The sequence below is a fragment of the Ottowia sp. VDI28 genome, from assembly GCF_049532675.1.
Classification (GTDB): Bacteria; Pseudomonadota; Gammaproteobacteria; order Burkholderiales; family Burkholderiaceae_C; genus Ottowia.
In genome coordinates this window covers 1,283,622-1,310,156 of the sequence record NZ_CP149820.1, presented here as the reverse complement: position 1 = coordinate 1,310,156, position 26,535 = coordinate 1,283,622, and the positions used below count along the sequence as shown (strand labels likewise).

The 26,535-nt window shown below is 63.6% G+C and carries 22 protein-coding genes and 5 pseudogenes; 9 read left to right on the top strand and 18 right to left on the bottom strand.

Going from position 1 to position 26,535, the window contains the following annotated elements; genetic code table 11:
* Nucleotides 1-12: 12 nt before the first annotated feature.
* Together WJU18_RS06090 and WJU18_RS06085 are read right to left on the bottom strand one after the other, a co-directional pair.
* Nucleotides 13-1,341: a lyase family protein gene (locus WJU18_RS06090; RefSeq protein WP_423459221.1), complete on the bottom strand. Its 1,329-nt coding sequence runs from the start codon at nucleotides 1,339-1,341 to the stop codon at nucleotides 13-15.
* A 15-nt stretch (nucleotides 1,342-1,356) separates the two neighbouring features.
* Nucleotides 1,357-2,358, bottom strand: coding sequence for a Bug family tripartite tricarboxylate transporter substrate binding protein (locus WJU18_RS06085; RefSeq protein WP_423459220.1), 1,002 nt, complete (start codon nucleotides 2,356-2,358; stop codon nucleotides 1,357-1,359).
* 140 nt (nucleotides 2,359-2,498) lie between these two features.
* Here WJU18_RS06085 and WJU18_RS06080 point away from each other — a divergent pair, with 140 nt between their 5' ends.
* Nucleotides 2,499-3,416, top strand: coding sequence for a LysR family transcriptional regulator (locus WJU18_RS06080; protein WP_423459219.1), 918 nt, complete (start codon nucleotides 2,499-2,501; stop codon nucleotides 3,414-3,416).
* Between the two features lie 7 nt (nucleotides 3,417-3,423).
* Here WJU18_RS06080 and WJU18_RS06075 read toward each other — a convergent pair.
* Together WJU18_RS06075 and WJU18_RS06070 are read right to left on the bottom strand one after the other, a co-directional pair.
* Nucleotides 3,424-3,780, bottom strand: a pseudogene (locus WJU18_RS06075) (rhodanese-like domain-containing protein); the annotation flags it as partial.
* 72 nt (nucleotides 3,781-3,852) lie between these two features.
* Nucleotides 3,853-4,593 (bottom strand): annotated as a pseudogene (locus WJU18_RS06070) (MBL fold metallo-hydrolase); the annotation flags it as partial.
* An 85-nt stretch (nucleotides 4,594-4,678) separates the two neighbouring features.
* On the opposite strand from WJU18_RS06070, the gene WJU18_RS06065 reads away from it, so the two are divergent.
* Together WJU18_RS06065 and ggt are read left to right on the top strand one after the other, a co-directional pair.
* Nucleotides 4,679-5,518, top strand: coding sequence for a PPK2 family polyphosphate kinase (locus WJU18_RS06065; RefSeq protein WP_423459218.1), 840 nt, complete (start codon nucleotides 4,679-4,681; stop codon nucleotides 5,516-5,518).
* A gap of 146 nt (nucleotides 5,519-5,664) precedes the next feature.
* Entirely contained in the window at nucleotides 5,665-7,455 is a 1,791-nt protein-coding gene (gene ggt / locus WJU18_RS06060; protein ID WP_423459217.1) for a gamma-glutamyltransferase, read from the top strand.
* Nucleotides 7,456-7,485: 30 nt separating this feature from the next.
* Here the strand turns inward: ggt and WJU18_RS06055 are convergent, their stop codons facing one another.
* The 12 genes from WJU18_RS06055 to WJU18_RS06000 form a co-directional block, all read right to left on the bottom strand.
* The gene (locus tag WJU18_RS06055; protein ID WP_423459216.1) at nucleotides 7,486-7,935 is read right to left on the bottom strand and encodes a hypothetical protein; all 450 of its coding nucleotides are present in this window, start codon (nucleotides 7,933-7,935) and stop codon (nucleotides 7,486-7,488) included.
* 21 nt (nucleotides 7,936-7,956) lie between these two features.
* On the bottom strand, nucleotides 7,957-9,744 hold the full coding sequence (locus WJU18_RS06050) for a glycosyltransferase family 2 protein (protein WP_423459215.1): 1,788 nt from the start codon (nucleotides 9,742-9,744) through the stop codon (nucleotides 7,957-7,959).
* 285 nt (nucleotides 9,745-10,029) lie between these two features.
* Complete coding sequence (locus WJU18_RS06045) at nucleotides 10,030-10,758, bottom strand: glycosyltransferase family 2 protein (RefSeq protein WP_423459214.1); 729 nt, start codon at nucleotides 10,756-10,758, stop codon at nucleotides 10,030-10,032.
* A complete protein-coding gene (locus WJU18_RS06040) occupies nucleotides 10,758-11,906 on the bottom strand; it encodes a nucleotidyltransferase family protein (RefSeq protein WP_423459213.1) in 1,149 nt (382 codons plus the stop codon). The genes WJU18_RS06045 and WJU18_RS06040 overlap by 1 nt, the downstream gene beginning before the upstream one ends.
* Before the next feature lie 11 nt (nucleotides 11,907-11,917).
* Nucleotides 11,918-12,244 carry a single-stranded DNA-binding protein gene (locus WJU18_RS06035; RefSeq protein WP_423459212.1) on the bottom strand — a complete coding sequence of 109 codons (327 nt, stop codon included), beginning with the start codon at nucleotides 12,242-12,244 and terminating at the stop codon, nucleotides 11,918-11,920.
* Nucleotides 12,245-12,367: 123 nt separating this feature from the next.
* Nucleotides 12,368-13,333 carry a Bug family tripartite tricarboxylate transporter substrate binding protein gene (locus WJU18_RS06030; RefSeq protein WP_423459211.1) on the bottom strand — a complete coding sequence of 322 codons (966 nt, stop codon included), beginning with the start codon at nucleotides 13,331-13,333 and terminating at the stop codon, nucleotides 12,368-12,370.
* 13 nt (nucleotides 13,334-13,346) lie between these two features.
* Nucleotides 13,347-14,912: a sulfatase family protein gene (locus WJU18_RS06025; protein ID WP_423459210.1), complete on the bottom strand. Its 1,566-nt coding sequence runs from the start codon at nucleotides 14,910-14,912 to the stop codon at nucleotides 13,347-13,349.
* A gap of 95 nt (nucleotides 14,913-15,007) precedes the next feature.
* Entirely contained in the window at nucleotides 15,008-15,892 is an 885-nt protein-coding gene (locus tag WJU18_RS06020; RefSeq protein WP_423459209.1) for a LysR family transcriptional regulator, read from the bottom strand.
* A 6-nt stretch (nucleotides 15,893-15,898) separates the two neighbouring features.
* Nucleotides 15,899-16,366 (bottom strand): CreA family protein, encoded by a 468-nt coding sequence (locus tag WJU18_RS06015; protein ID WP_423459208.1) that lies wholly within the window; start codon nucleotides 16,364-16,366, stop codon nucleotides 15,899-15,901.
* 69 nt (nucleotides 16,367-16,435) lie between these two features.
* Nucleotides 16,436-17,212, bottom strand: a complete 777-nt coding sequence (locus WJU18_RS06010; protein WP_423459207.1) for a crotonase/enoyl-CoA hydratase family protein — start codon at nucleotides 17,210-17,212, stop codon at nucleotides 16,436-16,438.
* Nucleotides 17,213-17,233: 21 nt separating this feature from the next.
* Nucleotides 17,234-17,605: a YbaN family protein gene (locus WJU18_RS06005; protein WP_423459206.1), complete on the bottom strand. Its 372-nt coding sequence runs from the start codon at nucleotides 17,603-17,605 to the stop codon at nucleotides 17,234-17,236.
* A gap of 103 nt (nucleotides 17,606-17,708) precedes the next feature.
* Complete coding sequence (locus WJU18_RS06000; protein ID WP_423459205.1) at nucleotides 17,709-18,992, bottom strand: MgtC/SapB family protein; 1,284 nt, start codon at nucleotides 18,990-18,992, stop codon at nucleotides 17,709-17,711.
* A 46-nt stretch (nucleotides 18,993-19,038) separates the two neighbouring features.
* Here WJU18_RS06000 and WJU18_RS05995 point away from each other — a divergent pair.
* A pseudogene (locus WJU18_RS05995) lies at nucleotides 19,039-20,528 on the top strand (AMP nucleosidase).
* A gap of 7 nt (nucleotides 20,529-20,535) precedes the next feature.
* On the opposite strand, the gene WJU18_RS05990 reads toward WJU18_RS05995, so the two are convergent.
* On the bottom strand, nucleotides 20,536-21,465 hold the full coding sequence (locus tag WJU18_RS05990) for a hydroxymethylglutaryl-CoA lyase (RefSeq protein ID WP_423459204.1): 930 nt from the start codon (nucleotides 21,463-21,465) through the stop codon (nucleotides 20,536-20,538).
* A pseudogene (locus tag WJU18_RS05985) lies at nucleotides 21,465-22,596 on the bottom strand (CaiB/BaiF CoA transferase family protein). The gene WJU18_RS05990 and the pseudogene WJU18_RS05985 overlap by 1 nt, the downstream one beginning before the upstream one ends.
* A 341-nt stretch (nucleotides 22,597-22,937) precedes the next feature.
* Here WJU18_RS05985 and WJU18_RS05980 point away from each other — a divergent pair.
* The 5 genes and pseudogenes from WJU18_RS05980 (at nucleotide 22,938) to WJU18_RS05960 (ending at nucleotide 26,431) form a co-directional block, all read left to right on the top strand.
* Complete coding sequence (locus WJU18_RS05980; protein WP_423459203.1) at nucleotides 22,938-23,336, top strand: cupin domain-containing protein; 399 nt, start codon at nucleotides 22,938-22,940, stop codon at nucleotides 23,334-23,336.
* Between the two features lie 19 nt (nucleotides 23,337-23,355).
* Nucleotides 23,356-24,147 (top strand): hypothetical protein, encoded by a 792-nt coding sequence (locus tag WJU18_RS05975; RefSeq protein ID WP_423459202.1) that lies wholly within the window; start codon nucleotides 23,356-23,358, stop codon nucleotides 24,145-24,147.
* A gap of 10 nt (nucleotides 24,148-24,157) precedes the next feature.
* Nucleotides 24,158-24,511, top strand: coding sequence for an NIPSNAP family protein (locus tag WJU18_RS05970; RefSeq protein WP_423459201.1), 354 nt, complete (start codon nucleotides 24,158-24,160; stop codon nucleotides 24,509-24,511).
* Between the two features lie 54 nt (nucleotides 24,512-24,565).
* Nucleotides 24,566-25,138, top strand: a complete 573-nt coding sequence (locus tag WJU18_RS05965; protein WP_423459200.1) for a TRAP transporter small permease — start codon at nucleotides 24,566-24,568, stop codon at nucleotides 25,136-25,138.
* Nucleotides 25,138-26,431: pseudogene (locus WJU18_RS05960) on the top strand (TRAP transporter large permease). The gene WJU18_RS05965 and the pseudogene WJU18_RS05960 overlap by 1 nt, the downstream one beginning before the upstream one ends.
* The last annotated feature ends 104 nt before the right edge of the window (nucleotides 26,432-26,535 follow it).

The following is a 26,535-nucleotide window of genomic DNA, read 5'->3' as shown; positions in this document are numbered from 1 at the left end:
AACTTCAGCCCGCTAGCGCCTCTGACGAACCCATTCGACGGCGGCGTCGGCGATCTGCGGTGCCTGCCCTGTGTACTTGGCCACCTCCAGAAGATCCGGCACCTCCGTCAGCAGGGAGCGAAAGCTGTCATCGGACAACGCAGCCTCCTCAAGCGAGCATCCGCGTTCGCGCGCGGCACGGGTCAGCCTTTGCATCTGGACATGAGCGGTGTGCTTGCCCACGCGCCTGGCCAATGCGAAGGCCATCGCCTCCGACAGGATCATTCCCTTGGTCCGATGAAGGTTGGCCTGCATGTTCTCGGGCAGCACCACCAACACAGCAAGCAAGCTCCTGAGATTGGCAAGGAGGTCACCCATCCCGACGCACATATCGCGCAGCGCATCCCCATGCTGCGAAGAGTCCCGGTCGTACACGACAAGAATCCACTCCAGCAGCGGCTGCAACCGCGCGCTGACTTCGCGCGACCGCGAGACGACATCAATACAGAACGTGGGATTCGCCTTGTGAGGCATGGTCGAAGAGCCCACCGCCCCATTGGCCTCCCGCACCTCATCCAGGTCATCGCCACTGAGCAGGAAGATTTCTTGGGCAATATGTCCGCAGGTTCTGGCCGCCAGAGCCACGGCACACCCGAATTCGGCGAATCGGTCCCGGCTGCCTTTCCAGTCCACCGGTTCCGGAGGCGCCAACCCCAGCTCGGCCATGACCTCCCGTTCGATCGCGGGGCCTTGGTCGCCGAAAGCCGCGTATGTGCCGACGGCGCCACTCAGGATTCCTGAACGATATTTCTGAAGCCATACCTGCAAGCGCTCGATGCTGCGGCCATGCTCCGCAAGCCAGGTGGCAACTTTCATGCCGAAGGTGAAAGGCAATGCATGACGCCCCAGCGTGCGCGCCACCATGGGCGTATCACGGTATTCAGCAGCCAGTTTCGCGAGGCATTTCTCGATATCGAGCAACTGATCGACCAATCGGTGTCCGGCCTCCTGCAATTGCAGAATCAGGACCGTATTGAACAGATCTGCCGTCGTGGCCCCATAGTGCAGCCATTCCCTGCTTTCAGGGGCCAGTCCTGTCATCCACGCTTCAAGGATAGCCACCAGCGGATGCCCCAGGCGCGCACGCTGACGCTCCCATTCATCCTGGGGGAAAAACGCCAGATGCGCCTTCTCGGCAATGTCGTCGGCAGCGGCCTGAGGGATCAATCCGCGGCGCGCCTGCGCGCGCGCCAACGCGGCCTCGAAGGCCATGATGCGCGCAATGCTCGAGCGCGCGGAAAATATCTCCCGCAAGACTTGGCCGGCTGGGGTGGTCGAAGCTTCGTCGGAAAGGCAGATCATGCAAAACGTCCGAGGTCAGCGATCGAACTTGACGGTAGACGCCACCTGCCGATATCTCGCATCTTCTCGGGCCAGCAATAGGCCGAATTGCGCGGAAGACCCTTCTTCCAGGCGGAAACCCAGCTTCACCAGACCCTCGCGGACGTCAGGCTTTTTCAAGGTCTCATTCAGAGCCGCGTTCATCCTGGCAATCGCGGCTGGAGGCGTTTTCGCAGGGGCCAGCAAACCAAGCCACGCATCCGTCGTGAAGCCTTTGATCTCATGCCCTTCATTGATGGTCGGCAAATCCCCTGAACGCTCATCACGCTTCAGGCTCATGAGGCCAAGCGACTTCAGCTTGCCCTCCTGGATATAGCCAATTGCCGACGGAAGGGTGATCACAGCCAGATCGATCTGGCCCCCAAGCAAGTCAGCGTTCAAGGGCGCAGCACCCTTGTAGGGAACCGTGACCCAGTTCACCTTGGCCTGCTGTGCCAGCATCGCCGCAGCCACGTGCTGAAGTGTTCCCACGCCAGGAATGCCGATGTTGACGGATCCGGGCTTCTTGCGCACCAGGGCCAGCAGTTCGTCTATGTCATTGGCCGCGACTTTCGGGTTGGCGACCAAGGCAAAGGACGTGACCCCGATCTCACCGATGGGAGCCAAGTCCTTGTATTTGTAGGGCGTCCCCGGATTGGCAATAGGTACGAGCACCACCTCGTTGATCGTTCCAGCCAGGAGGGTGTACCCGTCAGGATTGGCTCGGACCACTTTCTGCGCCGCTATGGCCCCAGATGCCCCGGCAGCGTTCTCCACCACCACGGTCTGCCCCAGGACTTGACCGAGATGAGTAGCCACCAGGCGAGTGGCCGTGTCCGTGGCGCCTCCGGCCGGAAAAGGCACGACCAGGGTGACCGGCTTCGAAGGATAGGTTTGTGCCTGGACGGCCGGCCAGCCTGCCAGCGCGCATGCCGTGCCCCCTATCAGAAAGAGAAAGGCTCTCCGAGCATGGCTTGTCAGATCGAACGCGTGGCGCATGATGTCTCCGTGGGTGAATCGATTGGCGCTCGATTCTTAGGGACCACTGTCCAGGTGACAATGTACAAATTCCACCAAGCAATAGGATTCACCTATATCTTGATGCCATGCCTATTCCTCAAGCGGACGTTTCAGCGTCCTTGACCAGACGCCTGCTTCACTATGTCCGCCCTCGGCAGTTGCAGCTGATCGTGCGCATGGCGGAGCTCGGCGCCATCCAGAAAGCAGCCGCCCACCTTGGCATGAGCCAGCCCTCAGCGACGGAGGCGCTCAATCGCATCGAGGAGTTGCTCGGCCTTGCGCTGTTCGACCGTCATGCGCGAGGCGTACGCTTGACGCGCGAAGGCGCGCACTTGCTTCCTGCGCTGAAGCGCACTCTCGCTTCCATCGAGATGCTGGCAAGCGATGCGGCGCACATCGGACAAGGGGCCAACGGTGTAGTCAGAATCGCGGGAATCTCCGCGGCAAGCTCGTCCATCATCGCACCGGCGTTGCCCGGGTTATGCGCCTTCCATCCAGACGTCTGGATTGACTACAGGGAGATCGAAGCCGCCGAAATCGCGGCCCTATGCCAGGACGATGGAGTAGACATGGTTCTGTGCCGGGCTTCGGTGGAGATTCAGGACGGGTATGTATTCACTCCCCTCCAGGATGATGGCCTCGGGGTGTACTGCGCGAGCGACCACCCGCTCACAAAACACCGCGCACTGAGCATAAGCGCCGCTTCCGACGCAACATGGTTGCTGCCTCCCGCCGGATCACCGCCGCATCGTGCCTTCCTTGAGCTGTGCAGCCAGATGGACAATCCGCCCAAGCTCGCCCGTGTGGGCACCCGGACCTTGGCCGTCAGCGTGGCTCTTGTGTGCCGCCTGCAACTGCTCTATGTCGGGCTGGAAAGCCACCTGGGATGCTTCGTGGACTCCGGGCAGTTGAAGCGGCTCCCGCTGCCTGTACCAGGCGCCCCGGACGCGATCGGCCTGCTCCATCGCATGCCGCTCAAGTTTGACGCTGCGGAAGCAGTCGTGCGCTACCTGAAGGAGTGGGCTGCGCGGGCGTGACGGTCGTTCAATTCTGGCGCCAGGGCAGTCCCGCCAGGCGCCAGCCGTTCTTGCGCCCTCGATGCGCATGCTCATCGGGATCGCCTTCAAAGCCGCCAAGGATGTTGTAGGCGGTCAGGCCCAACTCAGTCGCGCGCTTGGCGGCCGCCACGGAGCGCACCCCGCTGCGGCACAGCAGCGCCAGCGTCTTGCCCCCTTCGGCCGCCGCCTTGACGGTGCTGTCGAAATCAGGATTGAGCGCCATCCCCGGCCATTGCTTCCAGGCCGCGGGCACGGCACCGGGCACAAAGCCCACCCACTCGCGCTCGGCATCGGTGCGCACATCCACCAGCACGGCTTCGCCCGTGCTCATCCATTCATAGGCGGTTTGCGGCGTGATGTCGCCCGCATACCCTTCAGCCGGATTGGGCTCCGCGCTGCCGCTGCCGGCTTCCTGGCGCAAGCCGGAGCGCTGGTTGGCGGGCACAGCTTCGTCCATGCGCTTGGGGCGCGGCAGGTTGAGGTTGTTCATCAAGGTCACGAATTCCTCCTGCGTCTTGCCCGTCACGCGCGGGTTGGTCGTTTTCTCGAGCGCAATGGTCGATTGCGTACGCTCCTTGTAGTCGTGGCCCGGCCAGACGACGGTGGTGTCGGGCAGCTTGAAGAGTACTTCGGTGATGCTGCGGTAGAGCTGCGCGGCGTCGCCAGACTGGAAGTCCGTGCGGCCGCATCCCCCGATCAGCAGCGTATCGCCGGTAAAGACATGGCGGAGATCGTGGCGGGCGCCAGGGCCTTTCAGCTTTTCATCGCGCTCACCCGTGGCCTGGCGCTCCCAGTAGAAGCAGACACTTCCCGCCGTATGCCCCGGGGTATGCAACACACGCACCCGCTCGCCGCCGAAAGCCAGCTCATCGCCATCCTTGAGCTGGGTGGCCGCGGTACCCACGTCGCACCCCGCCGGCGCCGCCATGCGCGCGCCCGTCAACTCGGCCAGCCGCGCAGCGCTGGTCACGTGATCGGCGTGGGCGTGGGTTTCCACCGTCCAGCGCAATGTGAGGCCGAGCTGTGCCAGCAAGCTCATATCGCGGTCGATCTGCTCGTCCACTGGATCGATGATGATCGCCTCCCGGGAGCGCTCATCGTAAAGAATGTAAGTGTATGTAGAGGATGCGGGATCAAAGAGCTGGGTGGGGTTCATAGGAATATTGTGGCGGCTGTTGTACAAAGAGGGCTCGCTTCAGAAATCTGAGCGTATTCGTTGAATTTAAGGTGGGAACCCCGGCATGGCAACAAGAAAGAAGAACAACGGCTTCGCACGCTTGGCGGATTGGCAGCCTGGCGCGCGAGAATCCTTCGACCTCAAGCACTGCGACCCGGCCGCCAAGCCGTTTTCCAGCGGTAGCAAGGCCGCTGACCGCGCCACCGTGATGGAACTGGCCACCGAGATCGACGCCTTGCAGGATCTGTTCTATGCGGACCGGCGGTACAAGCTGCTGGTGGTCCTGCAGGGCACCGATACGGCCGGCAAGGACGGCACCATACGCGCCGTATTCAAGGAAACCAGCCCCCTGGGCGTGCATGCCGTCGGCTGGAAGGCCCCCAACGAGGAAGAGCGTGCCCACGACTACCTGTGGCGCATCCATCAACAGATGCCCAGAAGCGGTGAACTCATGGTATTCAACCGCAGCCACTACGAAGACGTGCTGGTGCCGGTGGTCAACGGCTGGATCGATAAAAAGGGCGCCCGGCAGCGTTACGCGCACATCAATGATTTCGAGCGGCTGCTGGTGGAGACCGGCACCATCGTCATGAAGTTCATGCTGCACGTCAGCTTCGAGGAGCAGGGACGGCGCCTGCAGGAACGTCTGGACGACCCAACCAAGCGCTGGAAGTTCTCCATGGGCGATCTGGAAGTACGCAAGCAATGGAAGGAATACCAGCAAGCCTACGACGCCCTGCTGAATGCCACTTCCAGCAAGTGGGCCCCCTGGACCGTGGTGCCAGCGGACAGCAAGACGCACCGCAACCTGATGATCGCCACCATGGTGCGCGACCGGCTGAAATCGCTCGATCTGCGCTATCCGCCCGACGATCCTGAGTTGAAAGGCTTGATCGTGGAGTGACGCTTGCGCAATCGCACGGCCTATACTGGGCGCGCGGCCTCGCCTTCCCTGCCTGGAATCAGCAAGAGGATTGGTAGAGAAGTTCATGTGATCGCGCGATGCCAAGGCCGTGCACAGTCCGATCAACCTGAGACAAGGAGACTCTCATGCTCGCAGAGAAGAAAGACAAACCCTATCGCCTCCTGATAGGCAGCATCGCCCTCGCCGTGCTCACGGCCTGCGGCACCGCCACCGCGCCGGTCGCCCAGCCCGCGCCGCAGGCCGCTACCGCCGCCACACAGGCCGCAGCCGCCGCCTATGACTTCGACATGGACGTGTTCCACCCTGTGGTGGGACGCAATGGCATGGTCGCCAGTGAGCAGGAACTGGCTTCGCGCATCGGCCTGGACGTACTCAAATCCGGTGGCAATGCCATCGATGCCGCCGTGGCCATGGGCTTCGCGCTGGCCGTGGCGCTGCCCAACGCCGGCAACCTGGGCGGGGGCGGCTTCATGATGGTGCACGATGCCAAGAGCGGCAAGGACATCGCGCTCGACTTCCGCGAAATAGCGCCCATCGCCGCCACGCGCAACATGTACCTTGATGACAAGGGCAACGTGATCGACGGCAAATCGCTCTACACGCATTCGGCCATCGGCGTCCCCGGCACCGTGGCGGGCATGGCCCATGCCGCGCAAAAATGGGGCACTCAGCCTCTCGCCAAGCTGATCCAGCCATCCATTGACCTGGCTGATAAGGGCTTCCCCGTCAGCGAAACTCTGGCCAAGGTGCTGAGCCAGGAAACCAAGAACATGGGCAAATGGGAAGCCACCAAAGCCATCTACTGGAAGAACGGCGCCCCTTTGAAGCCCGGCGATCTGCTGGTGAACAAAGACCTGGCCCAATCCATGCGCCTGATCGCGCGCGATGGCGCCAAGGCCTTCTATGAAGGCGACATCGCCAGGAAGATCGTTGCCGACATGGCCAAGAACAAAGGCCCGATCACCGCGCAGGATCTGCGCGAATACAAGGTGGTCGAACGCGAACCGGTGCGCGGTAACTACCGCGGCTACCAGATCGTGACCATGCCGCCCCCCTCCTCCGGCGGCGCGCACCTGGTGCAGATTCTCAACATGATGGAGCACTGGCCCATCAAGGACTGGGGCCACAACAGCGCCCAGACCGTGCACCACATGGCCGAAGCCATGAAGCTGGCCTATGCCGACCGCAGCGAATACCTGGGCGATCCTGATTTCGTGAAGATCCCGCTGAAGGGGCTGACCTCCAAGAAATATTCGGACGAACTGGTCAAGGCCATCGATGCCAACAAGGCCCGCTCCGCCAAGGACATCAAGCCCGGCAAGCCTCAGCCCTATGAGAGCGATCAGACCACGCACTACTCGGTGATGGACAAGGCGGGCAACATCGTCGCTGTGACCTACACGCTCAACACCAACTTCGGCTCAGGCATCGTGGCGCCCGGCACTGGCATCATGCTGAACAATGAGATGGATGACTTCTCCGCCAAGCCCGGCGTGCCCAATGCCTATGGGCTGGTGGGTGGCGATGCCAACGCCGTGGGCCCGAAGAAGCGCCCCCTGTCGTCGATGACACCCACCTTCGTGCTCAAGGACGGCAAACCCTGGCTCGTCACCGGCAGCCCGGGTGGCGCGCGCATCATCACCACCGTGCTGCAGCAAGTGGTCAATGGCATCGATTTCGGCATGAACCCCGCCGAAGCGGCTTCCGCCCTGCGCTTCCACCATCAGTGGACGCCTGACGAGCTGCGTCTGGAAAAAGGCTTCTCGCCCGACACCATCGCCCTCTTGAAACAGCGCGGGCAGAACGTCGCCGTCAAGGCTTCCATGGGCCGCACCCAGACCATCCAGATCCAGGGTAACGAGTTCTGGGGGTATTCCGATCCGCGCAATCCGGATGGAAAAACGCTGGGGTACTAGCAGTCCTCTCGACGCGGGCTTGCTCCGCGTTCAACCTTGCCCAGTCGCATCGGCACGCACCGTAGGCCATCCGGCTTCGGTGACTTCATGCACTGGATCAAACTTGAGAATGTCTTCGATGTCGTCGTAGCGCTCGAGCCGCGGCGGCGCATAACGTGATCCTGGCTGGGCCGGGCCGATGTCCAGCGTGAGGCCCGGTTCGCCTTCGGCTCGCGGGAGCGCCAGGCCGGCGCTGGTCAGCAACTCCATCAATTGGGTGAGGCCTGTCTCGATCTCGCCTGCCTCGCCGGCATGGCGTGCGCAGACGGCTTCGAGCGCAGCCTCCCCGCTCGGAGCGCTGAGCAGCCAGAGCAAACCATCGGCATTGACACGATCGAGCGTGAAGTAGATCCCTTCGGGCAGGTTGAGCAGAACCATCTCGTCTTCGTAGTTCTCGAACACGATGTCGCCGTGGGGCAGTTTGAGCAAACTGAGAGACATGTTGAGCTTTCTTGTGATTTCTCAGGGTTGGCTTGAACTGGGGAGCGCAGCGGCGCGGCGGCGGTCCAGCACTTTCTTGGCAACACGCAGCACATTGAGCTGCACCAGATTCTTGCCGTAGGTCATGTTGCCGCCATGCCGGCGCACGATCACAGAGGCGCAATCCAAACGCAGCACCTTGGTGCCGCGTTCGCGCGCGCGGTTGAACCAGTCGACATCTTCGCCGAAGCGCAGTTCCGGATCGAGCAGGCCGACCTGATCGAACGCCCGGCGGCGAAACACGGTGCCGGAGAGGTAGAAAGGAAAGCCTTCGAGCGGGTTGCTTTCGAACTCGGTATCACCGTTCGCGCCCACTCGGGCCATTTGCGCCCAACCGTAGGCCACGTCGGCTTGCGGATCGCGGCGCAGGGCATCGACCAGGTGCACGAGCATGCCCTCAGGCCACAGGTCGTCGCTGTCCAGGCAGGCGACGAATTCACCGCGCGCGTTGATGATGGCGCGGTTGCGGGCTTGCGCCGGGCCGCCGTTGGGCTGCTCGAACAGGCGGACATCCGGCTGCGTGCGCGCCACGTCGGCTGTGCGGTCGGTGGAGCCGTCATCGACGACGATGATCTCCAACTGCGGATAGCCTTGGCTGCGGATGTTGGCCAGCACCTCCGGCAGCATGCGCTCGCGGTTGTAGACGGGCACCACCACGCTGACCAGCGGCCAATCGGCCGAGGGCGCATGGGCGCGCGCGCCGGCAGGCAGCGGATGGGCCAGCAAGTGCTTCAGGCTTGCCGCCAGCGCGGCCTGGTCGCGGCCCAAGCGCAGGCGGAAGGCCGGCACACGCTGGGTCAGCGCATTGATGAAGTCATAAGTGCCTTTGCCCGCATAAGGCAACTGCTCCACCGTGGAAAAAGCAGCGGCATGGCGCACCGCATCCAGTCCGATCTCGGCATCGATCACGGATTCTTCCTGATCGGCCACCCCCGGCACCAGGATGGCGCGGATCGGCATGCCTTCGTCCGGAATCTGCGCCCGGTACGCGGGCAGCAGGTCAAAGATGGCTTTTTCGTCGTCGCCGCCGCCGGGATTGCGCAGGTGCGCGGCCAAAGCCGCAAAGCGCCCTATCTGGTCGCGGTTGACCTTGGCCGAGCTGTACAGCGGATAGACCCGGGGCTTTGGCTCCAGCACCACGGCCACATAGTCATCGCCAGCGAAATCCATACCGTTCAGCAGGCCCGTCAGCGCGGTGGAGGATTTGCCAAGGCCGCCCCGCCCGGTCAGAAGCAGGCCGCCATGCACCGTGCCGACAGCGGCGGCATGCAGCAATTGGTGCCCGCTGGCTTCCATGCACCAATGCAGCAAGGTACGCAAGGGCGCGGCGGCGCTCCAGTAAGGCAGGCCCGCTGCATCGTCTATCCAGAAATAGCCGTTTCCGTGCTCGCGGTCGAACAGGCTCACGGAAAATTCGCTGTAATGAAAAGCCAGCCGATAGCGCCGGCTGGCAAAGCCCCAGATATCGCCACGATCAGTGATGCGCTTTTTGTCGAAAGGCGGTGGCGGCGCGGCGATGCCACTGCCCGCTCGGTCCCACGCTGAAATCGTCAGCCCCGGCGTTTGGCCTTCGGGGATGGGCGGCAGATGGCGCAGCGCTGGCAGCAGGATGGCGCTCAGCGCCGGGCTGGCAAAGCGCAGCTCGATAGGGATACCTGCCAGCATCACGCCCACCCGCTCCTCGCGGCGCTCAGCAGCAGCGGTGTAGCTCGCCGCCATACCTTCGGCGAAGGCATGCTGCAGGTTCTCGTCTTGGTAGAAATCGGACATGGCTGGCGAGTGTAGGGCGTGTTATTAATTAAAACCCCCACGCGTTGCCAAGCCAGGGGGTGTCAGGCTAGGCGTGGTGAGCGCCGTGTACTACTGTACACAAGCGAGCCGCAACAAAGCATGGCGCCCCCTGGCTTGGCAACCCTACGGGCTGGCTCGCCCTGCGGCGTCTACTTTGTCGCCAGGCTTGACCGTAGACCACTACGGCCTGCGCCTGCCTTCGCGTATCCATCCTCAGGGCGAGCCAGCGCGTGGGGGTTTTAATTAATGACACGCCCTAGTAACCTAACGTGATGGAGCGCGTGCGCGTATGCGATCCAGGTGCTCCTTGAGGATGGCCGAGTGCTGCTTGCGTGCATCGCGCTCCGTAAAACCGGAGTTGCCGGGGTGAACCCGGCGCAGCAGCAGCACCTCGGGCAGCGTGGCCATGGCCATGCCGGATGCGCGCGCGCGCAGGTGCCATTCGATATCGATGCCCACCCGCAAGTCGCTCCGGAAACCGCCGATGCGCAGGAAGTCGGCGCGTTCGATCAGCAGGGTGCCGGTGGTCGGCGCCGGCATCGGCTGCTCCGGGCAATGCAGGCGTGCCCGCTGATCGGGCGCCAGCTCGGGGCTGAGGAACTGGCGGCCGTGGGCGTAGCGGATGCGTATATCCGGCCGGCTGCCGGCATCGCGCATCTGGGTCTCCAGCTTCTCCGGCGTCCAGATATCGTCAGAATCGAGGAAGGCCAGATAGCGGCCGGCGGCCAGTTGAACGCCGCTGTTCTTGGCAGCCGCCGCGCCCTGGTTGGGTTGATGGTGATAGCGCAGGCAGCCGCGGTGGCGCTCGGCGTATTCGGCGGCAATGCGTGCCGAATCATCGGTGGAGCCGTCGTCCACCAGCACGATCTCGTAGCCGGTAAACCGCTGCGCAAGAATGCTGTCGAGCGCCTCGGCCAGATAGGCTTGACGGTTGTAGCAGGTCACGATGACGCTGACAAGAAGCGGGCTAGGCTGGCTAGTAGCGATGGTCATCAACGGGAAGAATAGGCTTTGCCGGTCAGCCTTGCGGCCAGCCGGCGGATCACGAAACCGGGCACCTGGTGCCAGTGGTCGAGTTTCCAGCTCAGCTTGAGATAGGCCGGAAAGTCGGCCAACCGAGCCAGCATGCCGGCACGCTGGTAAGCCCTGGAGTGATTGAACCACTCCAGCAGCAGCAACTGGTCCAGCCGGGCCGCGGCGATCTGGTGCGTCTGCAACTGATGCTCCAGGCGCTCCGCGCGGCTGGGCCGGTTCATGGCCAACTGGCGCATCGGCGCCTCGGGCACCGGTGCGGCGAATGCCTCGTGCAGATAGCCCAAGGCCGCGCGCAGCATGAGAAAGCCATGGTGCCGGTGCGCGTCCTCGATCAAGCGCTCCCAATCGATGGCCTCGGCATCGCCGCGGAGAATGCAGCAGGCATCGGTCACCCAGCGCAGGGGCGGCATCGCGTTCCACGCGCCGCCATGCAGACAGGTGTGCAGCAACTGATCGGTCGGCTCCAGCACACGGCAGGGGAGGCCGTCCACGCTGGTGGCCAGCGAACGCACCCAGAACGCCTCTTCGGCGCCGGGCCAGGTCGACCGGTGCAAGGGGGTCCAGTGCACGTCGATTTCAAGCCCGCGGCCGTTCCAGTCGCGCCGGAAATCGACGGCGTGGATCAACCGGCGCGTCTGCATCTGGTCCAGATCGGCCTGTACCCTGGCTTGCCAGCCACGCTCGCGCAGCAGCTTGAACACTGCCTTCATGTCCGCCGGACGAACCATGATGTCAAGATCGCTCATCGGCCGGATGCCGGGATCATGGTAGTAGCGGTGGATCAGCGCGGCGCCCTTGAGCAGCAGCACCTCAACGCCCAGATCGTGCAGTGCCGCCAGCAGCCGGCGCAGCTCGGCCAGCAGCAGTTGATTGCGGCACCAGTGGTAGCGGTAGATGCCTCGAAGCCGCGCCATCTCGGGATCATGGAGGCCCGCTGCTTCCAGCCGCCGGTACAGCAGTGGCAGCAAACGGTTCGACCCCTCGTCGAGGTGTTCGAGGTCGATGCGCCCGCGCCAATCGCGCCAGTGCGGTTCAACCTCCTCCGCAGGCACCAGACAGGCCTTGAGCAGGCTGAGCTGGGCGGTGCTGATCTGCGATGCAGACATAAGCGATAAAACTAGAAGTCCGCTTTCATCTCATGGCCGCTGGCCTGGTGGGCCGTCAGCACGTGAGTAGCCACCATATCCAGGCTCGGGCGGACGATGCCCTGCTTGTCTGTCCATACCTTGGGCGTCAGCCCGCCGGACAGCGTGAGCGACTCGCCATCGCGCAGCGCCAGCAACGCGGCGCAGGGGACGTCATCGAAGGCGATGACATTGACGATGAATTCCTCATCCACACGGTTGCGAGCCAGCACGCGCGCCACGATATAGCCGCGCCCCGCCTTGTCTACCCGCCGTGAGGCTTCGCCCATGAGGCGCCCTGCAATCAATCCGTCGATCATCGAAGCTCCTTGCCGCTGCGCACAACCATGCAGGCGCCTCGGAGCCGGCCGTTCCATTAGTGAACGTTTGCGGCAATAGTGTGAGTATCGGTCATTCAACCAAGATTGCCGCAACTGATTCGGCTACTCTGCCGTGATCTTCGCCTCCGCCACCACCTTGCGCCAGCGCTGAACCTCGGATTGTACGAAGGCTTGGAACTCACTCCCAGTCACACCGCTGACCTCGGCACCTGAAGTATCGATGCGTGCGATGACTTCGGACTGCGTCAGGGCTGCCGAGAAAGCTTTCGCCAGCTTCGCGGTCACGGCCGGCGGCACGCCCGCAGGCACCACGATACCCGTCCACCCTCGCAGGTCAATGCCAGGATAGCCCGCCTCCGTCAAAGTGGGTACGTTGGCAAAGCTTTTCTTGCGCTGGGGCGCCGAAATAGCCAATGCCACCACGCGTCCGCCGTTGAGCCCCTGCAGCGCCGCGGCGGACCCGGCCAGCACCACGTCCACGGTGCCGCCGGCCAGATCCGTGACCGCAGAAGCCACGGTACGGTAGGGCACGTGCCTCATTTCGATGCCTGCGGCCCGCTGCAGCAAGGCCATCCCCAGATGTGAGGGCGTGCCCGATCCGGAGCTGCCGAACGTCAGTTGGCCAGGTTGTTTTCTGGCCAGCGCTACAAGCTCGGCCAAGGTTTGCACGCCAAGCCCTTGGCGCGCCAGCAGCACCGGCGATTCGGATGTCAACTGGGTCACGGGAATCAGATCACGCTGCAGATCAAACGGCGTCCTTGCCCGCAAGGCGGGCGCCACCGCTGTCTGCAGGTTGATCAAGCCCAGCGTATACCCATCGGCTGATGCCTTGGCTGTAGCGTCAACACCGATGATGCCTTGGCCGCCGGCCTTGTTTTCGACCACCACGGGTTGCCCCAGATACTTGGGCAGCACATCTTGCATGGCGCGTATGGCGACGTCGGCCGGCGAGCCCGGACCGCCGGGCACGATCACCCGGATCGGATGAGCAGGCCACCCGTTCCCCCAGGCCAGCCTGCCGAGGCCCAAACTCAGGCCTGCGCTCACAATGAGTTGTCGGCGTTGCATAGTCATGTCTCCTTCATGCGTTGTAGCGCGTCCGCGGACTAGGATCCACCGCCTCCAGCATCTTGTGCAGCAACTGCTGAGTCAATCCTGACTGCAAAGCATGGTATGACGGTGAATCCCAGAGATTGCGTGTTTCCTGGGGATCTTCCTGGTGGTCATACAGCTCGCCCCAAGCCTCCCCCTTGTAAACCGACAAACGGTGGCGCTCGGTCACGAGAGTGCGCACACAGGCCGCCTGTGCGAAGCCCTGGCGTGCGCGGTTGTCCTGGTACTCAACCAGCAAGTCATCCTGCACTGATGCTTGGCCATCCAGGCAGGGCAGCAACGATCGCCCTTGCATGCCGTGGTAAGGCACGATCCCGCAACGTGCCAGGATCGTGGGCGCGATGTCGATGGTGGAAGCCAGCGCGCTGCTCGTCACAGGTGCCAGCCCGGGTTTCTGAGGATCCGACCAGATGAAAGGAACGCGCGTGATGGCCTGCGATGCCAGGGCTCCCTTGAGCACCAGGTTGAACTCGCCCAAGTAATCGCCATGATCAGAGGTAAAGACGACCACTGTATCCTCACGCAAGCCGTTGTCATCCAACGCTCGCATGATGTCTCCCACCGCATCGTCGATCATGGAGATCATTCCGCAAGTCAGCGCCATAGCCTCGCGCAACTCCTGTTCGGTAGCGAAGAAGCCGTCGTGCGGCCCTTGGAGATGGCGCGCCCCCCGCAACAGTTGCTCACGGCACCAGCGCATGGGTGGAGGCGGATTGTGATGCGCCTCATAAGGCAGCTTCACCGAAAAATCCGCTGGATCGTAGAGACTCCAGTAGCGCCCCGGCGGAGTGAACGGATGGTGCGGATCCGGAAACGAAACAAAGGCGAAGAAAGGCTGCTCCGCGCCGCGTGCGCGCTGAAGGAAATCCACCGCGCGGTTCCGGATGTAGCTGGTGGAGTAGAGCTCTTCCGGAATGGGCGTTCGACGTGCCTGAGGGCAGGTGTAGCCGTGCGGTAACTGATGCGCGGGGTCACGCAGTTGATCCGCGTCCGGTCTTTGCGCGCGCAGCCATTGCAGGTAGTGCCCTCCAGCTTGGTCGCCATGGAAAGTGACCATATCCACCTCGTCATACCCATAGTACGGGGTGGGAAACGCGTGCCGTTCGATGCCCTGGTAGTGGTGCGGCTGCTCCCGTGTGTAGTCAGCGCCGTCGTCTTTCCATGCGTCCAGCTTCGCCATGTCCGGCCTCTCGCGGTTTTCAGCGGGCTTGTTCGTCATGGGCTGTACGTGGCTCTTGCCTAAGCTGGCCGTACGATATCCCTCCTGGCGCAGCAATTCGACGAAGGTTGACGCACGTGCTGGCAACACGCCACCGTTGAGGCGCAGCCCATGCGCAGACGGATAGCGTCCCGTCAGCAGAGACGCCCTGTTCGGCATGCAAACCGGGCTGGCGACGTGAAAGCGTTCAAAGCGCGTGCCGCGTGCGGCCAGCGCATCGATATGCGGCGTGCGCAGGACGGGATGTCCATAGCAGCCAAGATAGTCCGCACGGTGCTGGTCCGTGACGATGATCAGAAAATTGGGACGGCGCATGAAACGGCACTATGCCGCCGATCCTTCGCGCACGCCAATACGTTGTGGCGATGCGGTCATTGCGTTTCACAATGGTCCTGCGCGCGGCCAGGGGCTCAGCCTTGGCGCAGTACTTCGCGCAACACGCGGTCAAGGATCGATTCGCTCACCAGGACGGCGGCGGAGCGATGGGCGTCATGCTGCAGGGCGATGCGCAGGTGGCGTTCCAGCCCGCGTTCCGAAATGGGCTTCACGGCCATGCCGCAGCGCGCAGCCACAAAGGAAGCGAGAATGGTCACGCCCCACCCTGCCTTGCAGAGTGCCAGGATCGACGCCACGTCCTCGATACCGCCCACGACGTCGAGCTTGAGCTGTTGCTGCTCGGCCGCGTCCATCACCAGCTGGTGAGCCGGTTGCATGGGCGAGAGGAGCAGCGGCATGCCCACCACGTGTTTCAACCGCGGCCGCCGGGGCACAGACGCCAGCATCACCTCGGATCCCACAAGACACAGATGATCGGAAAAAGCCATCGTGCGCGCTCCGCCTTGTCCGGGCTCCGAGACCAGCGTCGCAAGATCCAGCATGCCCTGATTCAGCATGAGTTCCAGCTCGGCTGAGTAACCCACGCGGATCTGCGGTTGCACGCCCGGCATCGCTTTGCGCAACTCGCCGAACAGCCTCACACTCAGGACAGGCGACAGACTGCGCAATAGGCCTATGCTCAGAACACCTTCCATGACCCCGGCCTTCTCCTTCACCGCGGCGGTGGCATAGTCGATCTGCTTGAGGATGCGCTTGGCGTGTTCGTACAGCTCGGCACCCGCAGGCGTAAGCGCCGCCCCCCCATGGCCACGTACCACGAGTTGGACCTCCAGGCTTTTTTCCAGATCGCTGAGCCGCTGGCTCAGCGCCGGCTGGACAATGTGCAACCGCCGCGATGCTTCCGTCAGTGAACGCGACTCAGCGATACCGACAAAATACCTGAGCTGGCGAACGTCCATGAGCGCTTACTTCATCGGAATCGGCGTGGCATGGTCCACCGACACCACGGCCACCGAGTTCTGCGGCGAGCCCTCGATCACGCGATCGGAATACGTAAGGTAGACCAGCGAATGCCGCTTGACATCCACCATGCGCACGATGCGAAGCCGCTTGAAAACGAGGCTGGTCCGCTCGCTGAAGATCTCCTCCTGGGCCTTCAGGGGCTTGGCAATGGCGATGGGGCCGACCTGCTGGCAGGCAATCGAGGCTTCGGATTTGTCTTCCGCCACCCCGAACGCGCCCTTGATGCCACCGGTTTTCGCGCGCGATATATAGCAGGTGACACCACTCACCCCGGGGTCGTCGTAGGCCTCGACCACGATCTTGTGATCAGGCCCGATGAATTTGAACACCGTGTCGACCGCGCCGATTTCTTCAGCGTGAGAAAACGAAGCGGCGAGCAGCAGGAGGCTGGAAAAGATGAAGCGGCGCATGGGTTCTTTCAGGGGCTTTTCTGAGGCAACTGATAACTGTACGCCAGGAATGGCTGCCGCCAGAATCTTTCAACCCGTGAAACTGCCGTGCCGGCCGTCTCCTGCCACGAAGCGCCCGGCACCCGCCAGGCCTTCCGCCGCAACGATGGGTGCACCGCGCCGCCCTTCCTGCACCAGCGCCTCCGCCAGGGGAAGATCCCATTGCTCATAGGCAGAACGCCGATCGGCCAACATGCATTGCTGGGGAAATTGCGCCAGCTGGCGCGCAAGGCGTACGGCACATGCCAGCCCCTCGCCCTTCGGGACGACATAGTTCGCCAGGCCCATCGTGAGCGCCTCCGCGGCATTGACGGGACGCCCTGTCAGGATCATGTCCATCGCCCGCCCCATGCCGACAATGCGCGGCAGGCGCACCGTGCCCCCATCGATCAGCGGCACGCCCCAGCGCCGGCAGAAAACGCCGAAGATGGCCTCTTCCTCCGCGACCCGGATATCGGCCAGGAGGGCCAGCTCCAGCCCTCCGGCCACCGCGTGGCCGCTCACGGCGGCGATGAGCGGCTTCGACAGGGCCATGCGGCTGGGCCCCATGGGGCCCAGGCCGTTTTCATCGAGATCGTGGCGCAATGCTGGATCGCTCACCGCCGCCAGATCAGCGCCAGAGCAGAAGCTGCCTCCAGCGCCCGTGAGAATCGCCACGCGCAGCGAATCATCGGCATCGAATTTCAGCATGGCCTCGCGCAGGCGCAGCGCGGTAGGTCCGTCCACGGCATTGCGCCGCTCCGGCCGGTTGATGGTGATGGTGCAGACCGGACCATCGTTCTCAAACAGTATCTCTTTCAATCTCATCTCCAGAAGATTAGGGCGTGTTCACTCTTCGGGCCGCATCCACAGCCAGACCGCCACGCACCCCATCACCACAGGAACACCGATACGCGTCCACAGCGGAATATGGGCAAAGAACTGCAGACCGATGGCACTGCCAGCCATCATCAAAGTACTGGCCCACTTGGCGCGGCGGGGAACGGCGCCGTTTTCCCGCCAACGCCGGATAGGCGGGCCGAAGTGCGCATGATCAAGCAGCCAACGCTCAAACGCGGGCCACCCCTTGCCCGCCGCCCATGCAGCCACGAGCAAGAACGGCACCGTGGGCAGTACCGGCAGCACCGTCCCCACGATCGCCAGGCCCACCGCGGCGATAGCCAGTGCGCGCCACAGCAGCATGGCGAAGCGTTTATGCATAAGCACACGCCTTTCATCGGGAACAACTCGCTCTGGCTCTGACATATCGATAGCGAAAAATCAATCCCGTTGCGCGCGAGATACGAGGAGAAAGGACATCATGTCATGGCGATAGGAACATCAACAGGGTGACACACACTGCCGTATGCAGCCATTGTCCAGGAATGAAGGCGCGCGCATAAGCCGCTCCGCCGCTCAGGCCCGCATTGACGCTTTTGGCCAACGCGTGCACCGTCAGCCCCAGCGCCACGGCCCGCACCAGCGCCGCCCCGCCCGCGCCGTCGGGCGGCCCCTGCACGAAGAGCGCCGCCAGCGCGGCATGCACCTCGAACAAGGAAGCAAGCAGTGTGCCGGCTAGCAGCCCCGCATCGCCAAGCCACAGACCCAGCCCATACACAGCGGCCTGAATACCGGTCAGCAGCGCCGCGATCGTCAAGGCCTCGCGCAGGCTGAACATGCGCTCGGCCGGCGGTGGCCTCTTGCCTTCAACGTCCGGGCCGTCCATCTCGCCTGCTGAGCCCGACCGGATCAGCCAGCCGCCCCACAGCAAGGCCACCAGCGCGCCGGCCGATGCCGGAAGCCAGAGCAGCTTGAGCCAGACCCCGCTGATGCTCGCGGCCACCACCAAGGCCTGCGCCAGCGTGGCCACGCAGGACAGCAATGCAGCCCCGGCGCTCGCCTTCGCGGGAGCGCCCGCCTGCCGCACTTTCATCCCCAGGCTGGCAATGGTCGCCGTGCTGGAGACAAAACCCGAGGCAAACGCCGACAGCGCCATCGCGTGCCGCGTCAGCAGCAGCCGTCCGGCAAGATGGGCCAGCGCCTGGATACCCAAGAGCAGCACCAGAAGCCGGGTGATGACATAGGGGTTGAGCGCGGGGCCCCAGAGCGGCCGGTCGGGCATCAAGGGTAGAGCCAGCAAGGCCAGCGCGCCCAGCAGCAGGCCGTCGCGCATTTCACCCGCCGACAGCCAGTGCCTGGCGAAACGATGCATCGGCCGGCGCGCGGCCAGCAGCACCGTCAGGCCGACCGCCAGGGCGGCCGCCAGCGGCAACGCCCGCACGCAGAGCGCCCCGATGACGAAAGTCAGCATCAGCGCGATCTCGGTCGTCACGCCCGGATCGCGTGAACGGCTGCGCCAGTAGGCAGCCACGCTCAGGCCGGCCACCAGGGCCGCCCCGACGACGGTGAGCGCCAGCCCTCCCGCCAGCATGCAGGCGCAGCCCAGCACGGAAGTCACTGCGAAGCTACGCATGCCGGCCAGGGCGCGCCCCGGGCCCCGCCCCTTGCGCCGCTCGCGCTCGACCCCCACCAGCAACCCGCAGCCGAGCGCTGCCGCGAGCTGCGTGGCCGCGTGCCACAGATCCTGATCAAGCAGGTCAGCCATCATGAATAGAATTTTTCACCAGTGTCATTGTGCTTGGCGACAATAACCCATGATCTCCCTTCCTCCATTCGTCCCCCCCGCGCCCTTCACCGATGCCGCTGCCGCCCTGGCGCAGGCCCAGCGCATCTATGAAGCCGGCCTCGCGCACCTGCGCGCCGCGCTGCACGCCTACGTGGCGCAGGGCGACGAGGGCGCGCCGCCCGCGCGCGTACGCGCCTGCTACCCTTTCGTGCGCCTGACCACCACGCACAGCCGGCACCCGGACACTCGCCTGTCCTATGGTTTCGTCTCGCATGCCGGCCACTATGAAACCACGCTGACGCGGCCCGATCTTTTCGACGGCTACTATCTGGAGCAATTCCGCCTGCTGCTGGAAAACCATGGCGCCACGCTGGAGGTCGGCACCAGCAACCAGCCGATCCCCCTGCCCTTCAGCTTCGCGGACGATGAGCACTTCGAAGGCGGCATGAGCGCGCTGCAGCGCCAGCGCCTGCCCGAGGTGTTCGATCTGCCGGATCTTGCTGCCATGGACGACGGCATCGCCAACGGCACGCACCGCCCGCAACCCGGCGACCCCGAGCCCCTGGCCCTGTTCACCGCTCCGCGCGTGGACTATTCGCTCCATCGCCTGCGCCATTACACCGGCACCTCGCCCGAGCATTTCCAGAACTTCGTGCTGTTCACCAACTACCAGTTCTACATCGACGAGTTCATCGCCCTGGGGCAGGCCGAAATGCAGAACCCCGGCAGCGGCTACAGCGGCTTCGTGCAGCCGGGCAACGTCATCACGCGGCGCGCCGGCCTGGCGGCACAGCCCCATGACGACAAGGGCATTCCACCCCGCGCATGCCGCAGATGCCGGCCTACCACCTGCTGCGCGAAGACCGCTCGGGCATCACCTTCGTCAACATCGGTGTCGGCCCCAGCAACGCCAAGACGATCACCGACCACATCGCCGTGCTGCGCCCGCACGCCTGGATCATGCTCGGCCACTGCGCGGGCCTGCGCAACAGCCAGCAGTTGGGCGACTACGTGCTGGCCCACGGCTACGTGCGTGAGGACCACGTGCTCGACGAAGACCTGCCTCTATGGATTCCCGTGCCTGCCCTGGCCGAGGTGCAGATCGCGCTCGAAACCGCCGTGGCCGACGTGACCCAGCTGCAGGGCCGGGAACTCAAGCGGGTCATGCGCACCGGCACGGTGGCCACGACAGACAACCGGAACTGGGAGCTGCAGGGCCACAATGCGCCGCAGCAACGCTTTTCCCAATCGCGGGCGGTGGCGCTCGACATGGAAAGCGCCACCATCGCCGCCAACGGCTTCCGCTTCCGCGTGCCCTATGGCACCCTGCTGTGCGTGTCTGACAAGCCCCTGCATGGCGAGATCAAGCTGCCAGGCATGGCCAACCACTTCTACCGGGAACGTGTGAACCAGCACTTGCTGATCGGGCTGCGCGCCATCGATCGCCTGCGGGAAAACGGGCTCGACCGCCTGCACAGCCGCAAGCTGCGCAGCTTCGCCGAAGTGGCGTTTCAGTAAGCTGAGGCTAGGCTGGAGTACGCTCCCTCTGTCGGCGCAGCCATGCAATCGACCGGCCGCCCAAAGGCCGCTGAAGCGCGGCCTCGGCCACGTCGATGGCGCTGAGCAGCTTGTCCAGCTGAATACCCGTGCGAAAGCCGCTTCGCTCGGCCATCAGCACCAGGTCTTCGGTGGCCAGGTTGCCCGCCGCACCGGGTGCAAATGGGCAGCCGCCTATGCCACCCACGCTGGCATCGAACCGCCGCACACCCGCCTCCAGCGCGGCCCAGGCATTGGCCGCGCCCATGCCGCGCGTGTCGTGGAAATGCACGGCTAGCTCCGCCAGAGGCACGGCCTGCGCAAGGGCCTTCAGCCGCTCCTTGACCATGCCGGGGGAAGCCGAACCGATCGTGTCGGCGATCACGACCTCCTGCGCGCCAGCCTCCTTCATCTGGCGCGCCAGAGCCACCACCGTATCGGTCGGGGTCTCCCCCTCGAACGGGCAGTCGAACGCCACCGCCACATAGGCGCGCGTACGCATGCCGCCAGCCGAAGCCGCTTGCAGCGTCGCCACACTGGCTTCCAGCGCCTGCTGCAGGCTCATGTTGATGTTTTTCCGGTTCATGGTCTCGGTTGCCGAGAGCACCACCGCGATCTCCCGGGCGCCGGCATTCCGTGCCAGCTCCAGGCCCTTGAGGTTGGGCACCAGCACCGATGTGCGCACGTCCGGCAGCAGGTCATTGATGCTTTTCACGACCTCTGCCGTATCCGCCATCTGGGGCACCGCCTTGGGCGAGACGAAGGCGCCGATCTCGACACTGCCCACGCCGGCCTCGGCCAGCATCTGGATAAGCTTCAGCTTGAAGGCCGTATCGGTCCGCACCTGCTGGTTCTGAAGCCCATCCCGCGGCGCAACGTCGGTGATGTGGATCACCTCAGTGGTCGTGCTGGCGGACATCACGCGATGGCTCCGTTGTCCTTGAGCCGGCCGATCTGCTCTGCGCTGTAGCCAAGCGTGTCGGTCAGCACCCGCAGGGTGTCCTGGCCCAGGCAGGGCGGCGAACCAAATGGCTGGTCCTTGGCGTTGGAAAGCTTGATCGGGTTGCCTGGCACTTCGACCACTTCTCCGGTGTGCAGTGTCACGGGCTTCACCATGTCCCTGGCACGCACCTGGGTGTCGTTCAATGCTTCCTTGAAATCGTTCACCGGCCCGCACGGAATCCGCGCCTTCTGCAGTTCCGCCTGCCAGTAGGCCGTGGGGCGGGTGCGGAATTTTTCGGCCACAAGCGCATCAATGCGTGCTTTTTCAGCAAGGCGCCTGGGCTGCTTGCGCAGCTCCGGATCCATCAACTCGGGGATACCGGCAAACTCTGCAAAGCGCTCGAAGAAAGGGTCGCCGATGCAGGCCACGATGATGTGGCCGTCCGAGGTGGGATAGCTGTTGTAAGGCACATGAACGAAATGCCCGTTGCCTATACCCTCGGGCACGATGCCGGACATCAGGTGCATGGTTGCCATGTAATTCAGCATCGAGATCTGCACATCGAGCATGGACACATCCACGTGCTGGCCAACGCCTGTCTTCTCGCGCTCCGCCAGGGCCGCCAGCACCCCCATCGCCCCGAAGATTCCCCCCCAGATCGCCAATCGGAATGCCGCTGCGGGTGGGCCCCGTCTCCGGCGTACCGGTGATCGACATGCCACCGCCCATGGCCTGCACCACCTGGTCAAAAGCGGGCCGCTGGATCTCAGGCCCGGTTTCGCCGAAGCCTGTGACCGAGCAGGTGATGATGCGGGGGTTCACGGCCGCCAACGCCTCATGGCCGATACCCAGGCGCTTGGGCACGCCCACGCTGAAATTGTCGAACACCACATCAGCATGGCGCACCAAGTCCAGGAACACAGCGCGCCCGGCGTCGGTCTTCAGGTTGATGCACACGCTCTGCTTGTTGCGGTTGAGCGTCAGGTAGTAGGCCCCCATGCCGTCGCGCGAATAGTCAGGATCGTGCTCCAGCAGGCGCCGGGTTCCTTCCCCCGTTTCGGGCGGCTCCACCTTGATGGTGCGCGCGCCCAGGTCGGCCAGCAACATGGTCCCGTAAGGGCCGGAAAGCATGTGAGTGAGGTCGATGACCGTGATGTGTTCGAGTGCCATAAGTGGGTCGGATTGCTTCGTACTCGGATAGGTGATTCGATCACCTGCTGATGCCATGGAGCCTTTTCAAGCCAGGCACTACCGCTCAATTGTATACATTCAATCTGTTATTTCAATTCAATGTGAGTATTTCGCCTAGGTGAATGCATAAATCTCAAACTTCATTGTCGACATTCAAGAAAAACAGTGCTATCTTCCGTCCCACGACCAAACGCAGGGGACGGCACTTGAAATGGCCCCGCGCGGCATTGGGCGGCTAGTGAATACCAGGAGCACCCATGGCTATCGACAACAGATATATCGAACCCACGAAAGAGTTTTTTACGACACTTGCATCCATTACCCCGGAGCGGCTCGGCGCCGTCGAAGGTGTACAGCCCAAAGGCAAGGTCGTGGTCCGGCGCGCCATGGTCGGCAACGAAATCCTCATGCTCCATGTCTGGCGCGAAAAGGGCTTGATCGATCCCGTGCACAAGCACGACGACCATGAAACCGTTGCCTACCTGATCAAAGGCCGCCTCCGGCTCGTCATTGGCGGCAAGGAGTCCATCGCGGAGCCCGGCACCTCCTGGATCCACCCCCGTGGCGTCGAGCACTTCAGCGAAGCCCTGGAGGACTGTGAGCAGCTCGAGATCAAATCTCCTCCCCGCAAGACCTGGGTGACCCTGCCTGAGTAAGCATGCCCAGGAGTCCCTCATGACCGCATCTCCTCCCACCTGGCTAGATCGTACCGAGCACGAGCTCAGTCAGGACAGCCTGAAGCTGCTCTTGGACAACAAGATCCCGGCCATCCGTATCCGCGGCTTCGCCACGGCGGACGAGTGCCGCGCCTTCGCCGAGGCCGCCAAGCGCGGCAACATGCAGTACTACAACGTGGCAGACCGCATCGGCTACATCGGCATGGCCCAGTACCAGTACCGCTGGACCAAGACCAAGGAGGAGTTCCTGGCCGATGTCCCCAAAGCCCAGGCCGACGTCGCCGCGGTCTTCGCCGGGTCTTTCGACCCCCTGCAGCGCCTGATGGAACGCCTGCGCTCGGTATGGGCTGAGCCCGTGGATTTCGCGAACGAGAACGGGCGGCCTTATTTCGCCGGGATCATCCGCTCCACCAGCGACAAGATCGATCTTCATGTGGACTGGGCGCCTGTGAACTCGCCCGACTACGCGATCGGCGCCATCAATGGCCAGCTCGGCTGGAACTTTTTCGCGGAAGAGCTGGAATCGGGGGGGCACACCAATGTGTACAACAGCCCCTGGAACCCCGAGATCACGCCGGGAGAAATACCGAAGAGCTACGGCCTGGACCGCAGCCTGGTCGAGAACGCGCCCATGTTCACCTATCGCGCCTCCGCGGGGGACGTTGTGATCTTCAACACCCGCAATCCGCACGAGATCGCGAGCGGCGTCGCCAAACCCGGCGGCAGCCGCGTTTCCATCGGTTCCTTCGTGGGCCGGATGCCTGACGGGCACCTCGCACTCTGGGCCTGAAGGGGATCTCATGATCGTCGAAATGCGCACGTATGTGCTCCACGCCGGCAGGCAGGCGGAATTCATCCGCCTGATGGGCGAAGAAGGCATGAAGATCGAACGCCCGATCCTCGGACGTCTTCTGGGGTTCTACACCAGCGAGATCGGCCCCCAGAACCAGGTGATCCATCTGTGGGGCTATGAGAGCTTCGAAGACCGCCAGGCCCGCCGCACCCGCCTGGCTGCCAGCCCGCAATGGACCGCCTTCCTGCCCAAGGTCTTGCCCATGATCCATGACATGCGCAACCAGTTGCTCAATCCGGCGCCATTCGCCGCTGTTGAAACCCTCGACTGGAAAGGCCTGAACGATGCGGGCCCCATCTGAGCAGACACCCTTTTCCCCATGGGCAGGGAATGAACCAGGGCGAGGGAGAAGCATATGAATGCCCTCCTGAAATGGTGCACCTCCTGCTCCCGCTGGCTGGCCTGGTTCGGCGGCTTGGCGCTGTTGCTGAGCGCCGCGCTGATCTCGCTCGATGTCATCTTCCGCGCCATCTGGAAAACCAACTATTTCGAGAGCTTTGAGCTCTCGACCTATGCCTTCGCCATTGCCACGGCCATGGGGATGTCCTATGCGCTGGTGAGCAAGGCCCACATCCGCATCGAGCTGCTCTACGTCAAGCTGCCGCCCCCATGGCGTGCCTGGCTCGATGTCTGGTCTTATCTGGGCCTGGCGGTCGTGAGCCTCGCGCTGGTGTACTGGTGCGCCCAGACTGTCATGGGCAACCTTGATACCGGCGCCCGTTCAAACACCTCCCTTGCGATTCCCCTGGCCGTCCCTCAAGGGCTGTGGCTGCTGGGATTGAGCTGGCTGGCGGTGGTGTCCACCCTGTACGCCCTCTTCGGGCTGATCAAGGTGCTCACCGGCCGCTCCAAGGAAGCAGGCAGGAAGCTGGGCATGGCCACCCTGCAAGAAGAAATCGAAGCTGGCCTGGGCAAGGAGAAGACATAGTGCTCGCGTTCACCTTTTTACTGCTGCTGGCCTTGGCCGGGAGCAGCCTTTTCGTGGCCGCCACCCTGGGCATCCTCGGCTTCTCGCTTGGCGAGATGTTCTCGAGCTTCCCCCTCATCCGCGGACTGGGCGAGGTCGCCTGGAGTTCGAGCGCGGACTTCGTGCTGGTCGCCATTCCCATGTTCATCCTGATGGGCGAGCTGCTGCTGCGCTCGGGTGTCACCGATGCGATGTATGACGCCCTGGACCGCTGGGTCGGGCACATTCCAGGCGGGCTCATGCACACCAACGTCGCAGCCTCGGCGGTTTTCGCGGCCACCTCGGGTTCGAGCATCGCCACTTCGGCCACCATCGGCACGGTGTCCATTCCCAACATGGACAAGCACGGCTATCACCCAGGGTTGTTTCTGGGCTCCATCGCGGCCGGCGGCACGCTGGGCATTCTGATCCCGCCCAGCATCAACATGGTGCTCTACGGGGCCATGTCCGAAACCGCGGTGTCCGATCTCTATCTCGCGGCACTCATTCCCGGCGTGCTCCTTGCCGTGATGTTTTCCGCGTACGTCTACTTACGCTGCGTCATCAACCCTTCTCTGGCTCCAGCCACCGGGCGGGCCACCTGGCCACTGAGGGCCGCCGCGCTGAAGCACCTGCTACCGCCGCTGTTTCTCTTCCTGTTGGTAGTCGGCTCGATCTATGCCGGCCTGGCCACGGCCACCGAAGCTTCGGCGCTCGGCGTGATGGGGGCGCTGCTGCTCGTGATCCTGCGGGGACGCCTGTCGGTTTCCATGCTGCTGGGGGCTTTCGAAGGCACCGTACGCACCACGGCCATGGTCATGGCCATCGTGCTGGCGGCGTACTTCCTGAATTTCGTGCTGTCCACGCTGGGCCTGACCGATGCCGCGGTGCAATGGGTCGGCCAATTGGGCTGGAGCCCGACCGCCGTGCTGCTGGCGATCATCGTGCTCTATATCTTCCTGGGCTGCTTCGTCGAGACACTGACGCTGATGGTCGCCACGACTCCCGTCGTCGTGCCCATCATCAAGCAACTGGGCTATGACCCCGTGTGGTTTGGCGTGGTGTTTGTCATTCTGATCGAAACCGCGCTCATCACGCCGCCCATCGGCATGAACCTGTTCGTGGTGCAGTCAGTCCGCAAGAACGGTGCCTTCCGCGACGTCGTGCTGGGCTCGCTGCCGTTCGTCGGCCTGATGTTCCTGCTGATCATTCTGCTGATCGTCTACCCCCACCGCCACCTGGCTGCCATCGCTTTTCGCCGCCAGCCGCACCTGATTTCTGGATTTTTCAACGGAGGACAATGCAATGAAACGTGCGAATCAATGCTTGCTGGGTGTGCTGGTGCTGGGCCTCGGTATTGGCCAGGCCGCTCAGGCGCA